Source organism: Pseudomaricurvus albidus (genome assembly GCF_018863235.1).
Classification (GTDB): Bacteria; Pseudomonadota; Gammaproteobacteria; order Pseudomonadales; family Cellvibrionaceae; genus Pseudomaricurvus; species Pseudomaricurvus albidus.
Genome location: NZ_JAHKRS010000010.1, coordinates 52286 through 71833, shown reverse-complemented (window position 1 = coordinate 71833; position 19548 = coordinate 52286). Strand labels below are relative to the sequence as shown.

Annotated in this window: 17 protein-coding genes; 1 reads left to right on the top strand and 16 read right to left on the bottom strand. The window is 48.8% G+C overall.

The window, feature by feature from the left end:
- Positions 1-86: 86 nt before the first annotated feature.
- The 7 genes from KOI40_RS15185 to KOI40_RS15155 all read right to left on the bottom strand — a co-directional run bounded on the left by KOI40_RS15185 (position 87) and on the right by KOI40_RS15155 (position 8370).
- On the bottom strand, positions 87-347 hold the full coding sequence (locus KOI40_RS15185; RefSeq protein WP_216098386.1) for a hypothetical protein: 261 nt from the start codon (positions 345-347) through the stop codon (positions 87-89).
- Between the two features lie 115 nt (positions 348-462).
- Positions 463-834, bottom strand: a complete 372-nt coding sequence (locus KOI40_RS15180; protein ID WP_233710314.1) for a flagellar export chaperone FliS — start codon at positions 832-834, stop codon at positions 463-465.
- Positions 835-1031: 197 nt separating this feature from the next.
- Entirely contained in the window at positions 1032-1409 is a 378-nt protein-coding gene (gene fliS, locus KOI40_RS15175; protein ID WP_369413196.1) for a flagellar export chaperone FliS, read from the bottom strand.
- 116 nt (positions 1410-1525) lie between these two features.
- Positions 1526-3907: a flagellar filament capping protein FliD gene (gene fliD, locus KOI40_RS15170; protein WP_216098384.1), complete on the bottom strand. Its 2382-nt coding sequence runs from the start codon at positions 3905-3907 to the stop codon at positions 1526-1528.
- 176 nt (positions 3908-4083) lie between these two features.
- A complete protein-coding gene (locus tag KOI40_RS15165) occupies positions 4084-4467 on the bottom strand; it encodes a flagellar protein FlaG (RefSeq protein WP_216098383.1) in 384 nt (127 codons plus the stop codon).
- Between the two features lie 74 nt (positions 4468-4541).
- Positions 4542-6308: a flagellin N-terminal helical domain-containing protein gene (locus tag KOI40_RS15160; RefSeq protein ID WP_216098382.1), complete on the bottom strand. Its 1767-nt coding sequence runs from the start codon at positions 6306-6308 to the stop codon at positions 4542-4544.
- A gap of 307 nt (positions 6309-6615) precedes the next feature.
- A complete protein-coding gene (locus tag KOI40_RS15155) occupies positions 6616-8370 on the bottom strand; it encodes a flagellin N-terminal helical domain-containing protein (RefSeq protein ID WP_216098381.1) in 1755 nt (584 codons plus the stop codon).
- A 336-nt stretch (positions 8371-8706) separates the two neighbouring features.
- On the opposite strand from KOI40_RS15155, the gene KOI40_RS15150 reads away from it, so the two are divergent.
- Complete coding sequence (locus KOI40_RS15150) at positions 8707-9027, top strand: hypothetical protein (RefSeq protein WP_216098380.1); 321 nt, start codon at positions 8707-8709, stop codon at positions 9025-9027.
- Positions 9028-9047: 20 nt separating this feature from the next.
- On the opposite strand, the gene flgL is transcribed toward KOI40_RS15150, so the two are convergent.
- From flgL to KOI40_RS15105, 9 genes are all read right to left on the bottom strand, one after another.
- Positions 9048-10295 carry a flagellar hook-associated protein FlgL gene (gene flgL, locus KOI40_RS15145; RefSeq protein WP_216098379.1) on the bottom strand — a complete coding sequence of 416 codons (1248 nt, stop codon included), beginning with the start codon at positions 10293-10295 and terminating at the stop codon, positions 9048-9050.
- A 32-nt stretch (positions 10296-10327) separates the two neighbouring features.
- The gene (flgK, locus tag KOI40_RS15140; RefSeq protein ID WP_216098378.1) at positions 10328-12310 is read right to left on the bottom strand and encodes a flagellar hook-associated protein FlgK; all 1983 of its coding nucleotides are present in this window, start codon (positions 12308-12310) and stop codon (positions 10328-10330) included.
- A 5-nt stretch (positions 12311-12315) separates the two neighbouring features.
- Positions 12316-13314, bottom strand: a complete 999-nt coding sequence (gene flgJ / locus KOI40_RS15135) for a flagellar assembly peptidoglycan hydrolase FlgJ (protein WP_216098377.1) — start codon at positions 13312-13314, stop codon at positions 12316-12318.
- A 65-nt stretch (positions 13315-13379) separates the two neighbouring features.
- Positions 13380-14468, bottom strand: a complete 1089-nt coding sequence (locus KOI40_RS15130) for a flagellar basal body P-ring protein FlgI (protein ID WP_216098465.1) — start codon at positions 14466-14468, stop codon at positions 13380-13382.
- Positions 14469-14557: 89 nt separating this feature from the next.
- On the bottom strand, positions 14558-15214 hold the full coding sequence (flgH, locus tag KOI40_RS15125) for a flagellar basal body L-ring protein FlgH (protein WP_216098376.1): 657 nt from the start codon (positions 15212-15214) through the stop codon (positions 14558-14560).
- Positions 15215-15307: 93 nt separating this feature from the next.
- Positions 15308-16093 (bottom strand): flagellar basal-body rod protein FlgG, encoded by a 786-nt coding sequence (gene flgG, locus KOI40_RS15120; RefSeq protein WP_216098375.1) that lies wholly within the window; start codon positions 16091-16093, stop codon positions 15308-15310.
- Positions 16094-16207: 114 nt separating this feature from the next.
- Positions 16208-16942, bottom strand: coding sequence for a flagellar basal-body rod protein FlgF (gene flgF / locus KOI40_RS15115; protein WP_216098374.1), 735 nt, complete (start codon positions 16940-16942; stop codon positions 16208-16210).
- A 155-nt stretch (positions 16943-17097) separates the two neighbouring features.
- The gene (locus tag KOI40_RS15110; protein WP_216098373.1) at positions 17098-18750 is read right to left on the bottom strand and encodes a flagellar hook protein FlgE; all 1653 of its coding nucleotides are present in this window, start codon (positions 18748-18750) and stop codon (positions 17098-17100) included.
- A 109-nt stretch (positions 18751-18859) separates the two neighbouring features.
- A complete protein-coding gene (locus KOI40_RS15105) occupies positions 18860-19537 on the bottom strand; it encodes a flagellar hook assembly protein FlgD (RefSeq protein WP_216098372.1) in 678 nt (225 codons plus the stop codon).
- Positions 19538-19548 lie beyond the last annotated feature (11 nt).

Below are 19548 nucleotides of genomic sequence, written 5' to 3'. Positions count from 1 at the left end.
ACCAGAGAAAACACTGAAACTACACACTGAAGTCAGGCATACACCTCAGCTTATGCTTCTCTAAAAACAGAGAAGACGATCAAAAATCAACCATCGGAGTTTGCTGACAAGGCCTGAACATTAATATCGCATTGTGCCAGGATATCCCGATACAAGCCCACGACCTCACGCAGCTCCTTAAGTAAGGTAGCCATATCTTTAGAAGGATCGTCTGCCGCATTGGATACAGCCTCCATCATGCGGAGGTCACCATGCTTGACAGCGTGCCAGTCTCTATCGGAAAGCGCTTCAGCCAGTTGCTTTTTCTCTCGCCCCAGAACCATCTGAGTATTTGGGATAAGCGTCATACCCACTCCAGTTATTAATCTCTACTGAAGTATATAACGGCAGAACAGGCAATTAACTTAGAATGATTAAGAGAAAGTCTGCAATTGAGCCCCTTTTAAAAGACCCGACGAAAGATTAAGCCTCAATGGCATCCCATCCGGACTTCAGCTCCGCCAGCATCTTACTGGATTCAGCCAGAATCAATTCACCTGTATCCGCCTCAGCCTCTTCCAGACGCTGGATAACATAACCGTATAAACGATCCAGTCTGATTGCCATATCGCCGCCCAGCTCAAAGTCCAGGCTTTCACGCAGGCCATTAATAATGCCAATGGCTTTATGCATCAACTGCCCGGCCTGATCTTCACGGCCACAGCGTAACTGCAATGCGGCCTGATCCAGACGCTCCAGAGCGCCATCAAGTAATAATTGAATCACCGCGTGGGGTGTTAAGTTTTCGGCGTTTTGTTCCATCTGAACGGCGGCCTGAGTCACTGCAATTGACATAGTCATCTCCTCTCAACAGGAAAAATCCGGAAGTGGCAGTTTTTTGCCACCTGATCGTTTCTCTGTGGAATAAAGCACAGACTGTGCCAATCAAAGATCGAGGGTAATATTAAGATTAGAATAAAGAAAGGGAAGAATAAGACAAAAGTAAAAAAAAGGCCCCTATACTCAGGGGCCTTCAGCAAACGTGGCTGAAATCAAGAAATCTCGGCCCAGGCTCCGGTAATCGGCAAAAGCAGATCACGACATTCATCGAACTTGGATTCGTCATTTTTCATATGCGCCTGCATCAGACTGCGTTGTATATAGTCGTAAAGTGAATCCAGATTTTGAGCCAGCTCACCACCGGTGTTCACATCCAGGAATTCACGCAAACCCATAAGGATATTCATAGCTTCGGAAACTTTTTTACCTTTGGTTTCAATATCCTTCTGCAACAAAGCTCCTTTGGCTTGAGCAATTCGTGTCAGCAAACCTTCATACAGCATACCAATCAGGCGATGGGAACTGGCATCTTCTACACCAGCATTAACCTGTACCTGTCCGTAGCTTTGCATTGCGGCACGTGCGTTCACTTTGTTCTCCTGTTACCGATAGTTGCGATCAGTTATGTCTATAAATTATTACGGCGACTCAAGACAAAACTTTAACGGTTTTCGAAATCTCTGCGATCATGAGCCATACTGAGCGCTTAATTATTTTGCGCGGTAAACGGCAAACTGTTTGCGAGATTATCCAGGGCGCTGCCAGAACTGTTTAAACTGTTAATTATATTTTCCATAGCCATAAACTGAGAGAGTAAACGCTCATAGTACGCACTCATTCGCGTATCGAGCTTTTCCTGCTCCACATCCAGTGACTCCAGCTTGTCATTCAGCCCCGTTTCTCGCTGAGCAAGAATGCCATTGCTTTCAAGATATCCGTCAATGATCTGGCTAAGTTCTGAACCAAAGCCCCTGGAAAAATTAACACTTCCTGTAGTCGCGCCAGGCTGAACGATCAAGCTGATGCCATAAGCCTCACTTCCCAGAGCTGGCAATAAAGCTTCTCCCAGACCGAAGCCTGCTTCACCATTAATCGTACCGGCAACATTCTGGCCCGCCTGACTTACCCCGGTATCCAGCCCAAGATCAGAGGCATTAGCACCGATGGCCGTCACACTGACATTGGATTTACTGCCGTAAGAACGCGAGTTCACTTCGAAATGATCACCATTCCACGCCACATCCACATCCGCGCCTGCGGCCTTCAGAGTGCTGTCATTGTTGATCTGGGATTGCAGGTATGTGGCAAGTTCTTCATGACTGGAATAATTACCAGGAACCAAAGATATCGTTCCGGATTTCACACCATCAACGGTAATAGAGAAATCATAATCACCTTCAACCGGCCCGGAGCCTTGGGTGGTTGTGGCTGCACTCAGACCAAATTCACCCGGTACATTCTCCAGAACATTGGATATAGCAACCGAAGAGGCTGAACCTGCCGTGCGAGATGTCACGACAAATTCTGTACCGTTATAAACAATGTCGGCGCCGACGTTTTGGTTATCAAACTCTGCCTGTAAAGCAGCCGCTATAGCAGATTCATCCGCATAGTCAGCAATTGGCAACTGAATACTGACAGCACCACCACCGTCAACGGCAATATCAAACCCATAATCACCCGCTACAGCACCACGGGTTGCCAAATCAGTTCCGGTAAAAGCGCTGGGTGATCCTGTCGCGCTACCGAAAGTGGGGCTGGCCGCCAAATCGGTTAACAATCCAGCAGAAGCAGCAGAGCCAGTGAGCCCGCCTTTTTGAGGCTCTTGTGTAATCACAACATCATAGGATCCCGGAGTTGCTTCCGGACGTGTACTGTTGACGATAATTTTGTCGGAGCTACTGTCAGCCGTTGTATTAAACAGATCTTTAATCAAGTCATAGTTATTATCAAAAGCCTTTTTAAAGTCCTCTTCGTCAATACTTAAGGTTCCATCAATCTCAGTACGTATCCCCACATTGGTTAACGCAGTAAACCCCTCTTCTATCCCGGGAACGCCGGCACTAATGAGGCCACGGATTTGAGATTGGATCGATTTGGCAGTGGGATCCTTCTTTAGACTTCCCTCTTCTTCGTTTTCGCTGTCATAACCAATCGCTGGTTCAATGGCTTCCAAAAACGCATTGAATGTATCGACAAAATCACGAACTGCCTGTTCGCCGCCTGCCTTATCCTCAGTGATTGAAACATTAACCACATTGCCGGGGTCGGCTTTGGCCAGGGTAAAACTGAATCCATCCAACACATCGTCAATATTATTAGAGCTTCTGGAGACCTCCAGACCATTAATTTTCAATAGCGCATCTTTGCCGCTTTGGGCCTGAGTCATATTCATGGAGCTTTCATTGAAATTGAAAGCCGACAAGCCTTCTGCCCCGGCCTCTTCTGTGGCGCTGATCTGAAGCTGATTTGACGCGCCAGACTCAGCCGTCAGCAATAAGCGATACCCATTACCATCATTAACCACACTGGCTGTTACACCCGCGTCAGCTTCATTGATGGCATCCCTGAGTCCATTTAGAGAATTGTTGGTGTCATCAATAGTGATGATTAATGAATCCTTGTCATCATTGTTTGTGAAAGTAGTGGGTGGTTCAGCCGTGTCCCAGCTGCCAAAATCCAGAGTAATAGTGCCTTTACCAATAGCATCGGTGGGCGCGGCAAAAGTGGCGCCAGTTGCAAGAGATTGTGAACGTGCCACATCCAGCACTTCGAACGAGTAGCTACCAACCGGTGCTTCTTCATCCAGAGACACAGGAATAAATGCGCTGCTTTCACCAAAGCTGGCAGACTTACTGTTAAAGGTTGCGGAATCGGTTAATACATCCGCAGCGTCCTGCAAAGTCGACAGCGCACTTCTGATCAAACCGAAATCTGAAATCTGAGATTCAATGGTTTCTTTTTTGGTGTCGATTTGTGCCTGCTTGGGGGCTCGTTCGACTTCAGTCAACTGATCGACCAGTGAGGTTGAGTTCAACCCCGAACCTGCGCCCAAGCTGCTGATAATATTACCGCCAATGGAATCCATCAATTAAGCCTCTGAACATCTCATCATTACACTGCCAAACAGACTATTACTCACTCTCGCTATCGGCAGCGACTCTGATATCTTTACCCGAAACAATATCAAACAGACAAAATGCAAAAAGCACGCCATTGGCGTGCTTTTTAGAGGTTAGATACAAGCTGTATCAAAGAGATTGATTATCCCTGCATACTGATCAACTGCAGCGGTTCGTTTTCACGAGCTTTTGCAGCCAGATCCAGAACGACTTCATGAGGGATTTGACGAATTAAATCCCCGCTGGAGCGGTCTATAACGCGAACAATCATATCCCCCGTTCCCTCATCCAAACTGAACATTAAATCCCTTTGTTCGTTTTGGACATAACTATTTAGCTCTGCAATAGCCTGATTGACACCACTTTCGGTAACGGGGAAATCAGTTTCCGTGGGCTCGGCGGAAATACCTTGCGGCAAAGATTGGCCGCTGCTCACGGAAACCGATCCCCTATTGCCGCTACCTGAAACCGGGGTAATACTGGCGACGACGTCTTGCTTAAACTGAGGAAATCCAATATCACTCATAGGGCTTACTCCTTAACTTTATTGAGAGCCTTTGATTCCTCAAAGACTCTCGCCAAAATTAATACTGTTTATGCTTATCTCAGCAGTGACAGTACCTGTTGTGGAGCTGCATTTGCCTGAGCCAGCATCGCCTGAGAGGCTTGCTGCAGAACCTGAGCACGGGACAGGTTAGCAGTTTCTGCCGCGAAGTCCGCATCCTGAATACGTGAGCGTGCAGCTGCAGTATTCTCAGATACGTTCATCAGGTTGCTTACAGTGAAGTCCAGGCGGTTGTTTACCGCACCCAGATCTGCACGCTGGGCGTTAACCTGCTCCAGAGCGGAATCGATGATATCGATGGCTTTTTGAGCGCCCGCCTGAGTTGAAATATCAACAGAAGCAATGGAGCCAGTGCCGCCAACAGCATTACGCTCCTGCAAACCAGTATCTGTGGCAATGGATGACGCAGCATTTTCACCGTATTCAATACTCAACTGACCATTAGTAGATTTTAAAGCGATACCATCGGTTTGCTCACCTGCAAAGGCAACCACTCCAGTCTGATCACTGATCTTGTTGATAGCATCAATCAGGTTATTCATCTGACCCGTAGCATCAGCTCCGGCATCAACCTCGCCCACCGCAATACCATTGATTATCAGGTCACCTTCTTTCAAGGCATTTTGTGTGGTGGTTGTAGCACCTTGCAAGCGGCCTTCATCATCCTGGACATCAAGACCCAGAGCAGCAACCAAAGTCATAGTCCCAGCGGTAGCTGCAACATCGTCACCGCCTTCAATTTTCACGCCAGCACCAGTCCCACTGGTATCGTTGAAGACCAGACGGAAATTGCTGTCAGTTTCAGAGCCATCAAAACCAGCCGCATCGTTGGCAGCTGTACCTGAACCACCCACTGAGATGGAAGTTACTCCTTCCTGGCTCAGAACCAGTTTTCCGGATTCTGAAAGACTGGCAGTAATGGAGGTATCAGAGTTGATCTTATCAACCAGTTCTTCCATGTTGTTAGTGCCGGTAATGTCGTAAGCCTGAGTGTTGCCATCACCATCCACCACGGTCAAAGTTAACTTGTCAGTACCCGCCACAAGCACACCGTTACCGGTTAAATTAGCTTCGCTCTCAACCAAAGCACTAGCTTCCGCGCCCTTTCCATCAAGATCTGAATTAATGGATGCGATTTTATCATTCAAGGTTGTACCGGCAGCCGCATCAGCCAAGCTGCTGAGGGCAACGTCATTGACGTAGAGTGTGGTATTTGCGTCAGCACCGGTAAATGCACTCAAATCACTCAAACCATTAGCGGTTGCTTCACCCACAACATCTCCAGAAGTACCTCCCAGCTCTCTGGCACCGAAGGCTTCCAGGCTGATATCAATCGTCTGGTTGGCTTCGGCACCTACCTGCAGAGATATCTGTGAGCTACTGCCATCCAGGATATTTTTACCGTTGAAAGAAGTCGTTTCTGCGATCCGATCAATTTCAGCTTTCAGCTGTTCTACTTCTGCGTTCAAAGTGGAGCGGTCGGCATCAGAATAGATTCCGTTGGCAGACTGAACTGAAAGTTCACGCATACGCTGGAGAATATTTGTGCTTTCGTCCAGTGCCCCTTCTGCAGTTTGAATCAGTGAAATACCGTCGTTGGCGTTAGCCACTGCACGGTCCAAACCTTTAATTTGCGCAGTTTGACGGTTGGTGATCGCCAGACCGGCTGCATCATCAGCCGCGCTGTTAATACGCTTACCAGAGGACAAACGCTCCATGGCTTGTGCCATATCGCTACCGGACTGAACCAACTGGCGCTGTGAACTTAATGAAGAAATATTACTGTTAATTACTAAAGCCATTGTATGCTCCCATAAGTATTCATTACCAACGCCAGCCTGTGTGACCAGTCGTTTTTTGGCTTGTGAAACGCGTCACAAACAAACTGTTTCTAGCGCTTCTGAAACTCTTATCGGCACCACACGATCTAACTTTAATGATCAACCCACTTGAAAAACAAAGCTGAAGACAGTGACCAAAATCCTAAAATACTCCTTTTATATCATATAGTTACGAAACTATCGGGCATTAAAAATGCCCAACCACTGTCACCAGCAATTGGGCATTCAAGAAAAAAATCAACAAATTTTTTAGAACTTCTGGTGCTGATTATCCGTTCAGAAGTTGCAAAACCTGCTGTGGTTTTGCATTCGCCTGAGCCAGCATGGCCTGGGATGCTTGTTGCAAAACCTGCGCTCTCGAAAGATTGGCCGTTTCCGCAGCGAAGTCCGCATCCATAATCCGTGAGCGGGAAGCTGAAGTATTTTCGGACACATTCATCAGGTTGGAGATGGTGAAATCCAGACGGTTATTGGCTGCACCCAAATCTGCGCGTGTGGCGTTAATCTGCTCCAAGGCACGATCGACAATTTCGATTGCCTTCTGAGCACCTTCAGCCGTCGCAATGCTTACACTGGCAATGGACCCAACACCGGACAAGGCATTTTGCTCAGTAAGGCCGATGGAGGTGAACAACTGCGCTGCAGTCAGACCATTACCAGCTTCGATGGAGAACTCAGTCCCATCGGCTGAACGCAATGCAATTGAATCGGCGGCTGTACCCGCGTAGGCCACGATGCCTGTTTGTTCAGAAATCTCATTAATCGCATCGATGGTTGCTGTTGCCTTGGCTGTCGCAGTTGCTGCAGCCGGGACAATTGCTCCGACCGGTACGCCATTCAAAATCAGATCACCTTCGGTCAGAGCGTTGGCATCAACCGTAGCTCCCTGAAGCGCACCGCCGTCGTCCTGAACGTTCAGACCTAATGCCGCCATTTCAGCAGCCGTGGTGGTTGCTGCAATTTCAACCTTGATGCCCTTCTTATCTGCACTCGTGTCTGTCAGCACCAACGAAAAGTTGGTGGTCGCATCTGCAAGACCACTGGCATTGTTATCTGGATTGGTGGTGCTATCGACAATTGTGATACTTTGCACATTTTCCTGAGACAGAACCAGCTTGCCATCTTCGTTAATGCTGGCCTCAACACTGGTTTCGGCATTGATTTTTGCCACCAGATCTTTCATATCTTCAGTGTCGGAGATGACATAGGCCTGGGTATTACCATCACCATCAATCACACTAATAGACAAAGTGTCCGTTCCGCCTCGCAGAAGACCAGTACCCACGGAGGTCGCTTCCACACTCACCAGAGTAGAAACCTCAACCCCTTTACCGTCCAGATCTTCATTCATGGAAGCCAGGATTTCATTGATGGTATCGGTTTCAGGTGCGGTATGATCGATGGCGGTAATTGCTGTGTCATTGATGGTAATATCACCGGTTGCGGTGAAAGCAGTTGTCAGATCTGCCAACCCATTCACGGCTGATGAACCAACAATATCACCAGAGCTGCCACCCAAAGAGCTGGTACTGAACGAACCAATCTCCATGGTCACAACCTGATTTGCCATTGCACCGACTTGCAGATCAACATCTTTCAGGGAACCATCCAACAGCGGTTGTCCATTGAAAGAAGTGGTTTCAGCGATACGATCCAGCTCGGTTTTCAGCTGCTGAACTTCAGCATCCAGAGTCGAGCGATCGGCGTCAGAATAAATTCCGTTCGCAGACTGAATGGAAAGCTCACGCATACGCTGCAGAATGTTTGTGGTTTCATCCAGCGCACCTTCTGCGGTTTGAATCATGGAAATACCGTCGTTGGCATTTCGTACGGCCTGATCCAGACCTTTAATCTGTGATGTCATACGGTTGGCAATCGCCAGGCCAGCGGCATCGTCTGCTGCTGAGTTAACACGCTTACCTGATGACAGACGTTCCATAGCCTGAGCCATATCATCGCCTGATTTAACCAACTGCCGCTGAGAGTTCAGCGCTGCCACATTCGTATTGATGACTAATGGCATAATAATTCTCCTGTTTACTGAAGAGCTCGCCAATTCTTAGCATTGGCCAAATGATCATTCTGGTAACAGCGGCCTGTGCTTGCCGGTTTTACCGCGAAAGTTTTTTCACACCAGAGATATAGCAATGGCTGTGCCAAAATCTAAAAAAAACTGTAACTCACTGAAAACAAAGGATTAAAAATATTCCTTGCCTATTATTAAGTGAGGAGTTTCAAGCAAAGCGGCAAGAGTCTTCCTCCCCTTGCCGCCTCAAGTTATTCATTTTTCCTTTAATATTTATGGCTGAGGCAATACCATGCCTGTTTTACACCATGTAGATATGAAGAAGGCTCGAACATGACGGACAACTCAACAGAATTTAAAAACCTTCTGGATAAGGTCGCGTCAATTGTTGAGAAACTCGAGGCTGAATTTGAGCGAGAGAATTGGGAGAACGTTGAACGCCTGATAAAAGACCGTAACCAGGCAGTCAGTGATACGTTTACAGAAGATCTGCCTGCAGATCTTCACTCATACGCAAAACGCCTGTTCGATCAAGTACGAAATCAGGATCAACGTCTTTTGGAAAACGCCAAGGAACTGAAGAAACAGTCCCAGGAAGAATTAATGAAACTCAATAAGGCGAAGCAATCCATCAACGCCTATCAACAACAATAACGAGAAGAGCAGACAGTCTATTACATACGACTGAATAAGGTTAACTGACTGACTCTCATGAAGCTCGCCTGGGCAGCATCAAGAATTAAAGATTGGGCCGACAAACGCGTGGCCGCTTCGGCGTAATCCAGATCGCGAATCTCACCAAGAACTTCCTGAGTATACAGCTGTGTATCCAGGTGCTGCTCTCTCATACTGTCGAGCGTATTGAAACGCGCCCCAAGCGTTGCAGTCGTCTGAGATAAGACTTCCTGCGTGTTATCCAGATTATCCAACGTATTGCCTACCACGGTAGTCAATGCGGTTTTACTGTCTTCAGAGCCGTCATAGTTACTCATCGCTTCACTGAAGCGACTCAAGGTCGTCAATATGTCCTGATTGGGAGAAGAGTCGATAAAAAACTGATCGCCGTCATCAGGCTGCCCTGTCATTCTCACACTGACGCCATGCACTTCTATATCCGTACCCGGAGTGTAAGGAATGCCCGTCATTGGCAGACCGCTGACAGGATCTGTCACCGGCAAGCCGGTAGAACGTTCTGTGAACGACAGGCTGTCTGTCCCCTGATCATAAGTAATGATCATATCTTCAGGGTAAAAAGCATCGTACGCCTCCTGATCTACGATCTGTCCCACGCTGATTTTAGCGGCAGGATCCGCAGTGTTGACGCTGCTGGCAGACGTTCGCATTGAGTTTTCAGCGGCCGGGATATTCCAAAAAATATCTTTACCCGAATCACTGACTTGGACAGAAGTGGATTCAGAGACCTTGATGTTAAGCCCGCCCTCACTGCCCAAAAACTCAAAGCCAGCCTGTGCATTACCGGTAAACGGCGCCTCGCCGCCTTTATAACCTGCAAAAATATAATCGCCAGCAGCATTTTGAGCATTCATCAATTCTTTCAACTCGTCGATGCGTGCGTTAATCTCACTGGCAATGTTCTGATAGTCTTGTGGCGTGTGTGTTGCTGTGTTGCCCGCCTTTACTGCAAGCTCCCGAACACGCTGAATCAGGTTTGAGACGCTGTCGAGGGTTGTTTCTTCCAGCGACAGGCTGTTTTCAGCCAGATCAATATTCTTCCCGTATTGCTCAATACGTGACAGATTATGCTCTAACTCCAATACCTTGGCTGCACCCACTGGATCATCAGAGGCGGTCAAAATACGTTGCCCTGTAGACAACTGCTCCTGAGTCTTGGCAATAGCATTGCTTGAATCACGAATACTGTTATTGGCAATATTAAAGATCTGTATGGTTGAAATTCTCATAGGTCAATGCCTGTCAAAAACTAAATCCGCAATCAGAAGATGCTGGTCAAGCGATCAAACAAGTCGCGAGCCACAGAAATCACCTGAGCATTGGCGTTATACAACTGCTCATATTGAATCAGGTTAGCGGCCTCTTCATCCAGGTTCACCCCGGAAACGGAGTCCCGCAAACTCTGTGTTTGTGTCAGTATTTGCTGACTGGCCTCCAAATTGATATTCGATGCATTTGCCTGGCTGCCCACTGTTTGCACCAGCTGGCTGTATGCATCGCTGAGGGCTGTCTGGCCATCGTCCAACACATTAGAGTGAGTCACACCAATCAGGCTTAAGGCATTTCGATTATCTGTCGAGGCATTGTCATTGAAGCTGAGAGTAAAACGGTCACCGGTTGCCGGGGCACCATCGATACTCACCGATATTCCAAAATCCTCAAGCGGTAGCGTGTTGCTGGCCCCCGGATTGAATGTCTGATTGGTAATGGGTGGCGTTAACGCCACCGGGTTACCCGGGTCACTGTTGTCCAGAATGTCGTAGGTGGTCGCTGAGGTGAACTGAACCACCAACGGTGGAGTCATCGTGCCACTGGTTGAGAAAAACGAAGGATTGCCATTGATGTCCGTCAGACTGGTCACTGAACCCGCACTGATACTGGCAGCTCCTACATTACCGCTGTCAGTGGCTGTTTCAAGAGGGCTTGCCAGTGCCAGCTGTGCGGGTTGGGAAATAACGGTATCTATGTCTCGAGCCCCGGTTTTGGTAGGCTGAATCAAAAAACGATCTCCGGCATTCAACGTTCCGGAAATATCCAGAACCACACCATCGAACTCTATCGGCAAAGTACTATCCGCAAATACCACCTTTCCGTCGGATTCGCGAGTGACCTGATAGCTCACACCATCGGGGGATACTTCCATCACATAGTCACTGGTGGTCAATTGGGTGACATCAGTGATTTCGACAGTCACCTGACCACTGGACAGGGAATTGCGACTGTCCGCCAGTGCCCTGCTACTCGTCAGGCTGGCATTGTTAACATCCTTAAAAAAGTTACCGCCCAGCTGGCCATTTAAATCAATGCCGAGACTGTGTGCACTATTAATGGAATCACTGAGACCAATGGCCAGCCGCCCAAGCTCGTTATAAGCTCCAGCCAGGGTTTCACTGTTAAACTCCATCAAGCCGCCTAACTGCCCGCCATTGATGTATCGGGAAATCACCTGGGATTGGGTACCGTCGACATAAGCAATATCTTTTTTCTGGGGATCCGGGTTGCCATTCACTACTGCAATTTCACGAGAGGAGTTGCCGACGACCAGCGCTTGTCCAGAGCCGACATTCACATTAATCATGCCATCGCCCTGATCGACCACATCCACATTGACCAGCTCAGACATTTGTCGCAACAGCTCATCGCGCTTATCGAGCAAATCATTGGGCATATGACCGCTTTCTCCAGCAGCCTTGGTAATACTCAGATTCAGTTCAGCAATGGATTTGGACAAAACGTTAATCTGATCGACCGCTGCGATCATATTTTGACTGACGCCCTGCTCCAGGGTTTCAAGATTGTCATAAAGAGTGTTAAAACGACCCGCAAGGTTTTCTGCCTGACTGATCAACTGCTGACGGGATGCGATTGATCCCGGGTCATCGGCTGCATTTTCCATGGCGGCATAAAACTGATTCAGGCTTCCCGACAACCCGGTTGTTGAATCAGACAACAAATTATCCAGCTGGCCAATTTGCTCATTGAACGCATTGAGGCCTGCCGACAGTGATGTCTCACCTCGTAACTGCGATATCAAAAACTGGTCAACGGCTCGCTCAATCGTAGTAACACTGGCGCCGTTCCCAATAAATCCACTTCCGGTAAATTGCCCGGTATTGCTGGCAACCTCTACTTTTTGCCTGCTGTAGCCTACGGTATTGGCATTGGCAATATTGTGACCCGTCGTCTGCAAAGCATTTTGACTGACCTTCAAACCTGAAATGGCGGAACTTAATAATCCGGCCATGATACTTAACCTCTATCCGCCAGTTGTTTCGGGAAATGCTGCTCGACGATTCCCATAATCTTGTCAGCATACTTGGGGTCTGTTGCGTAGCCTGCCTGTTGCAAGCCATTTAAATACTTGCTGGCATCTGCCCCGGACTTGAGTGCATCCTGATAACGGCTGTGGCTTTGTATAAAGGATACGTAATCTCTAAAACTCTCTTCGTAGGAGTTATAAGAGCGAAAACTGGCCTTTTCCTGAGCGGGGATACCATCACGATATTCCAGAGTTGAAACCACGGCCGTATCCCCCTGCCAACCACTGTCTGCTTTAATGCCAAACAGGTTATAGCTGTTGCGACCATCCTGATCTTTAATCATATGTCGACCCCAACCAGTTTCTAACGCCGCCTGGGAAAGAATAACACCGGCATCCACACCCAGTGCTTTTGCCGCTTTGCGGGCCAAAGGTAACAGATGCTCCTTAAATGTTTCCAGTGTCAGGCTTTCTTCAGAGTTCCGTAAGGTCTTTTGATCACTGGTCGGGGTGCTGGTTACCGGGCTCTGGCCAGCATCATCCACAACACTGCTAACCACTTTCTCGATCACGTTTTTGAAGTAGTTATTCATGTCAGAGCCGTCTGTTACTGGCGAAGTCACAGAAGGTATTTCACTGGTCGACACGCCCTGCTTCAATTGTCTTACCATCGCCTCGGCAATACCGACACCCTTGTTTGAGAGACTTAATGTTAATTGCTGATCAAACATTTGCTGATAAAACTTCATTTCACTGGAACCAGACATTTCATCATCTTCAAATGCTTTATTGGCATCTCGCATTGATTTCATCATCATGCCGAGAAATACAGATTCAAACTGTTGTGCAACTTGTTCCAGAGCCTGATCCCGATCCTCGGTACTGCCTTTATTCAATTGCTTGATTTTCTGCAGTCCCGTCAAATCTGTATAGACACTGGCGTCTGTACCCAGACCGGGCGGCATTGCGCTGTATTGATCAAGACTCATAAAAGGTTCCAAACTGATGACTGATTGAAGTGGATTAACTTGTGATTCTGATTAAGCAATTAGGTTTATATAACAATCAGGTCGGCTTTCAATGCGCCTGCCTGTTTCATAGCCTCAAGAATTGCCATTAAATCACTGGGCGCTGCACCGACAAGGTTGACGGCTCTCACAATACTTTCGAGACTGGTTCCGGCTTCCAGTTTAAACATGGGGTTGATTTCTTCTTCCGCAGACACTTCATTGGTCTGAGGCGTAACCACCGTCTCTCCACCAGACAACGCCCCAGGCTGACTGACCTGAATGCTTTCCGATACACTCACGGTCAAGCTGCCGTGAGTTACCGCTACTGGCTCAACACGCACGTCCTGCCCAACAACGATGGTTCCTGTACGGGAATTAATCACAACCCGTGCGGGTGCCCGACCGGTTTTGACTTCGATATTTTCGAGCAGCGACAGGAAATTCACTTTTTGTGCAGGGTCCAGAGGAGCACTGACCATAATGGAGGCTGCATCCAATGGCTTCGCCACATCGGGGCCCAGCATGTCATTAATCGCCTTGGCAATGTATTTTGCGGTGGTGAAATCTGATTGATGCAGATTAAAAACAATGGGAGAACCATCATTAAAATCATTGGGTGAGCTGCGCTCTACCATAGCGCCATTAGGAATACGGCCGGCACTGGGAATATTGACCGTTAACTTAGAGCCATCATTGCCTTCAGCACCAAAGCCCCCTACCAACAAATTGCCCTGAGCAACTGCATAGACATTCCCGTCGAGAGCCTTTAAGGGTGTCATTAAAAGCGTTCCGCCACGAAGACTTTTGGAGTCTCCGATGGACGAAACTGTGACATCAATTTTTTTGCCAGGCTTGGCAAAGGCAGGTAATTCTGCACTGACCATGACTGCAGCCACATTCTTCAGGTTATAACGCGTACCGGCAGGAATATTAATGCCGAACTGCTTAACCATGCTGTTAAAAGACTGGGTCGTAAAAGGCGCCTGATTGGTTTTATCACCGGTACCATCCAGACCAACCACCAATCCGTAACCCAACAGTTTATTCGAGCGGATACCGGCAATGTCGGCCAGGTCTTTAATGCGCTCGGCACTGGCCGGGGAAGAACCTGTTGTTACCGTTACTGTGACCATTACTACACAAACAATCGCCAAAAGAGGCCTGATTGCAGCTTGTAACTTAAGTGATAATGTTTTCATCAGATGTATATCCGGTAGAGAGCTTAAAGTGGCCAGAGCGGGCTGTTAAAAAACTGGCTCAACCAGCCCATTTGATTACTGTTGGCCAGGTCACCTGTGCCGCTGTAAGAAATTCGGGCATTCGCCAGACGATTGGATAGCACGGTGTTTTCAGGAGTCACATCATCCGGTCGCACGATGCCACTGATACGTATGTATTCATCCCCGCGGTTCAGAGTCATCCACTTTTCACCACGCACAATCAGATTGCCGTTGGCCAACACTTCGGCAACTGTCACGGTAATATTGCCTTCCAGCCGGTTACTTTGGTCGGCATCGGACTCTCCGGAGAAATCCCGATTCTGACTGATATCAGTGTCCAGACTCAGATTTTTATAGGTCGGCAAAGTGCCCAACACGGGACCGGCATTGAGGGAGTTATCACTCTCTTTGGCAATAGAGACATTACTGCTCTTCTGAGATACGGTTCGCTCGTTTAAAACGATGGTAATCACGTCTCCAACCCGATGGGCCTTGCTGTCTGAAAACAACTCCAACCCATACCCCTGACGGTACAGAGAACCGGAGGATTGCTGAACCTGCTGCTGAGTCTGCCCCAGTACCGGCGCGTAAGCCGGATCACCTGGTTGCACGGTGTTGTAGACGGTACAACCGGACATGAAGACCATTAAAACAGACATCAGAAGTACTGGCTTAGCCACGACTTGAGAGACAGTTTTTGTTTTCACCACAGAAAGCATGACGCTACCTATCGTTTTGCACTATTCGTGTAATTACAGATTCTGGCTGATGTACTGCAGCATCTGATCTGCCGTTGAAACCACTTTGGAATTCAATTCGTAAACCCGTTGCGTGGTAATCATGTTGACCATTTCTTCCACGATATCCACGTTAGAGTTTTCCAGAGCGCCCTGTTTAACCGAGCCCATACCATCCAGACCGGCAATACCGGTAACCGGATCACCACTGGCAGCCGTCTGACGAAAAATGTTGCCACCCACTGCCTGCAGACCAGCCGGATTGATGAAATCCGCCAATTCAATCTGACCCAGTTCCTGTGGATCGGTCTGGCCACTCACGGTCGCACTGACCATACCGTCATCACCAATGGTCAGCTGCATGGTACCCTCCGGAACCACAATGCCAGGCTGCAGCGGCAGCCCCGCCGCGTTGACGATCTCCCCTTCAGCGCTGAGGTGAAATTCGCCATTACGGGTATAAGCCAGCTCTCCATCCGCACCCAGTACCTGAAAAAATCCACGGCCGTTGATGGCCACATCCAGACTGTTGCCAGTCACCTGCATACTGCCAGAAGTAAACTCTTTCTGAGTTCCGACAATACGGGTACCGGTACCTACCTGCAGACCCGATGGCAGTTGAGTGTCCTGGCTGGACTGCGCCCCAGGCTGTCTCTGCACCTGATAGAACAGATCTTCAAACACGGCCCGCTCACGCTTGAACCCCACCGTTGAAGCATTAGCCAGGTTGTTCGAGATAGTACTGAGTTGTGTATCCTGCGCGCTCAGGCCTGTTTTACTGATATATAGAGCTGGAATCATACGGTTACCTATTCTTCATTCATTCTTTTATCGGATGGTGGCTGGTGGTATTTCGTCACTCCGCCACGCCCGCTTGCATATATGACAAAATGCTGACGCTAATTCGCTCTGCCGTTAACTCTGCAATAACCGCGCCGAAGCTTCAGAATTACCTTCAACGGTCTTCATCATCTTGATGCTGAGTTCATATTGGCGGGATAACGACAACACTTCGGTAAACTCGGTAATCGTGTTTACGTTACTGCCCTCCACAAATCCGGACTGCAGACGCACACTGCCATCCACGGGAGCCTGAGCGCCGTTTTTCTGACGAAAAAGACCATCTTCACTTTTGACCATTTGCGCCATATCGGGCTTGACCAGACGCAGACGATCAAGCTGAGCCTGATCCAGCGGCGTATCACCGGTTGTGGTAATCGTGCCGTCAGCACCGATATCCACTTTGCTGTTGGGCGGGATAAACACCGGACCACCATCGCCCAACACCGGAAAACCATTGCCGGTCAGGAGTTGGCCCTGTGGGGTGATTTGCAGACTGGCTGAACGGGTATAGGCTTCCTGACCATCCATCCCCTGAACGGCAATGAAGCCTTCACCTTCAATGGCAAAATCCAGATCGTTACCGGTCTGAATCATCGGCCCCTGAGAAAAATCTGTACTGGGGTTTTCCGTCAGGGCGTAAGCACGGGTGGGATAACCTTCGCCGTTGTATACCGGCATGCTCCGCGCCTGAGCAAAGTCAGCACGGAAGCCATTGGTATTGGCGTTGGCCAGATTATTGGCATGAACACCTTGCGCCATCATATTGTGTTTGGCGCCGGTCATGGATATGTATAGAGCCTTGTCCACTGCAAATCTCCTCTTAAACATTTCCCCCAGTGCGACAAAGTTTGCCGCTTTTGGGGTTCTGTCAGAGATATTGCAAGGAGCAGGCCAATTTTAAATCGGCAGGAAAAGTAAAGGGGAAACCGATGAACAGTTACCCCTCTTTAGACCAAATAGATTTAGATGTTGAGGATTGTCTGGGTCACTTGGTCTGCAGTCTCAATGGTCTTGGCATTGGATTGGTAGTTGCGTTGCGCAATAATCAGATTGACCAACTCTTCTGACAAATCCACATTGGAATCCTCAAGAGCACCGGACTGAATCAATCCCAGAGCCGCTGTTTGCGGGGCTCCAACCAAAGGTGTGCCTGACTCAAAGGTTTCTGTCCAACCCGTAGCTCCCTGAGGCTGCAAGCCCTGTTCATTATTAAAGCCTGCCAGCGCTACCTGACCCAGAACCTGAGCCTGACCATTAGTGAAACGGGCAAATACCACACCGCCATCATCAATACTGACACCAGACAGACGGCCCGTGGTGTAACCGTCCTGATCCACATCATTCACACCAAAATCAGAGCCGTACTGTGTAGAGCCGCCAATATTGATGACAAAATTTGAAGACGCTGCGGGAGTTGGAAGCGGCAAGGTTGCGCCGGGGGCAGACGGCAAGGCACCGTTGTAATTGCCGTTTTCGTCCAGCGGGGTCCAGTTATCAATAACAAAAGACTGATCAGACGTCGGATGCAAACTGCCATCACTGCTGAAGCGCATGGCAAACCCGGTAGAATCGCCAGCGGCATCCACAGGGCCTACGTTTTCGCCGTCAATCTGGATATACATGGTCCAGTTATTGGAAGTAGTCGCCACACTGGTAGCCGCATCGGTGGTTTCGTCCGCAGATTCCGTACGACCTTTCACGAAATACTGAGTCATGACATGAGGGTTACCCAGACTGTCATAAATAGTGACCGAAGTAGCCGAGTTGTAAGTATCCGGATCAGTTGGATCAAATTGCGCAGAACGGCTGTCTACGGTGAGGATCTCACCGGCATCGACAACATCATCGCCATTCACATCATTACTCAAAACCAGGCCATCACCCAGAGTTACTGAGACGGTCGAGTTGACGGTATCCGCCGTTGCGATAATATCCAGCCCCAGCTCGGTACCCTTGGTATTTAAGGCATCCGCAACGCTGAGAGCAGAAGTGAGATCCACCCCGGCCAGCAGAGCATCCAGATCCATACTCCCCGTTGTCGTATGCAATTCCAATCCTGCCAAACTGGCCGCCAGATTAGCCGAGCTCAAGGTTTGGGTAATTTTTTCCGGAGCCTGCTCTGTTGAGTCCAGATTGAAGTTTGAGTTTACTTCGGTGGTTAATTTGGGCGCCTGGGTACTGGCATCAATCTGCAGGTCGGTAAGCACACCATTAATGATATTGCCTTCCTCATCTGCGCCATACCCTTGCAAACGAAAACCGGAGTTGTTGACCACATACCCCTGATTATCGGTAGAGAACATGCCTGAACGGGTGTAACTGATGTCCCCGCCATCGCTCATGATGAAGAAGCCACTGCCATCGATAGACAGATCCAGCACATTGTCAGTAAACGTGATATTACCCTGAGTAAACTGCTGGGCAATGTCCGCCAACATCACGCCACTCCCAGCAGCGTTATTGGCTGTACCAACAATGGAACTGGCATACACATCACCAAACTCAGTGCGCGACCGCTTAAAACCGGTGGTGCTGGCGTTCGCAATATTGTTGCCCGTTACCCGTAAATCGTTATCTGCTGCACGAATACCCGTCAATCCGATATTAAACGACATTGCCTGTCCTCACTTGATGCTGTTGCGCTGCTGCGCTGTCATTTTTTACACGCCGACCACTGCCTGGCGTTTCCATTCCTTCAGCCGGCTTCAGAGCCAGTCTTGACCGTTACTGCATGATTGTTTGTACATCATCCAGAGACACCTTGCCCAGACCTGCAAGATTCAAGGTCGGAGAAGATCCGGCACTACCCAGAGTCACACTGTTGACATTAGCGCCCAACAGAGTGCTTACCTGATACATCTCACCATCAAAACGCGCTTCAGCTTTCACGGTGTACAATCCGGACGGTAAAGCCTCGCCGTCGTTATTTAATCCGTCCCAAACCAGATCATGATTACCTGCTGTCTGACTGCCCAGATCCACATTGCGCACCAGTTGGCCGGCAGAATCATAAATACTGACCTTCACTTCCGGACTGCTGACCGGCAGCTCTACCACACCGCGGAAGGCCTCACCTTCCTGCATCCAGGCAGTATCAGTACGCACCTGCACTTGGCGTCCAACCAGCGCTGTAGCCTCCAGCGCGGCACTGGATTGATAGCTGCTGACAAAACCATCAACGGTGTCATTCAGGTTATCGATACCTTCCAGCGAACTGAACTGAGCCAATTGGGCAATAAACTCACCGTTATCCTGTGGCTCCAGTGGGTTTTGATTGTTCATCTGGGTCACCAACAGGGTCAGGAACTCGTCTTTACCCAACTCATTGCTTTTGGCCTCCTCCGAAGCTCTGGAGGAGGAAAGCTGACTCAGGACACTGCTGCTTGTTGCATTTACATCCATTTCACTCGCCC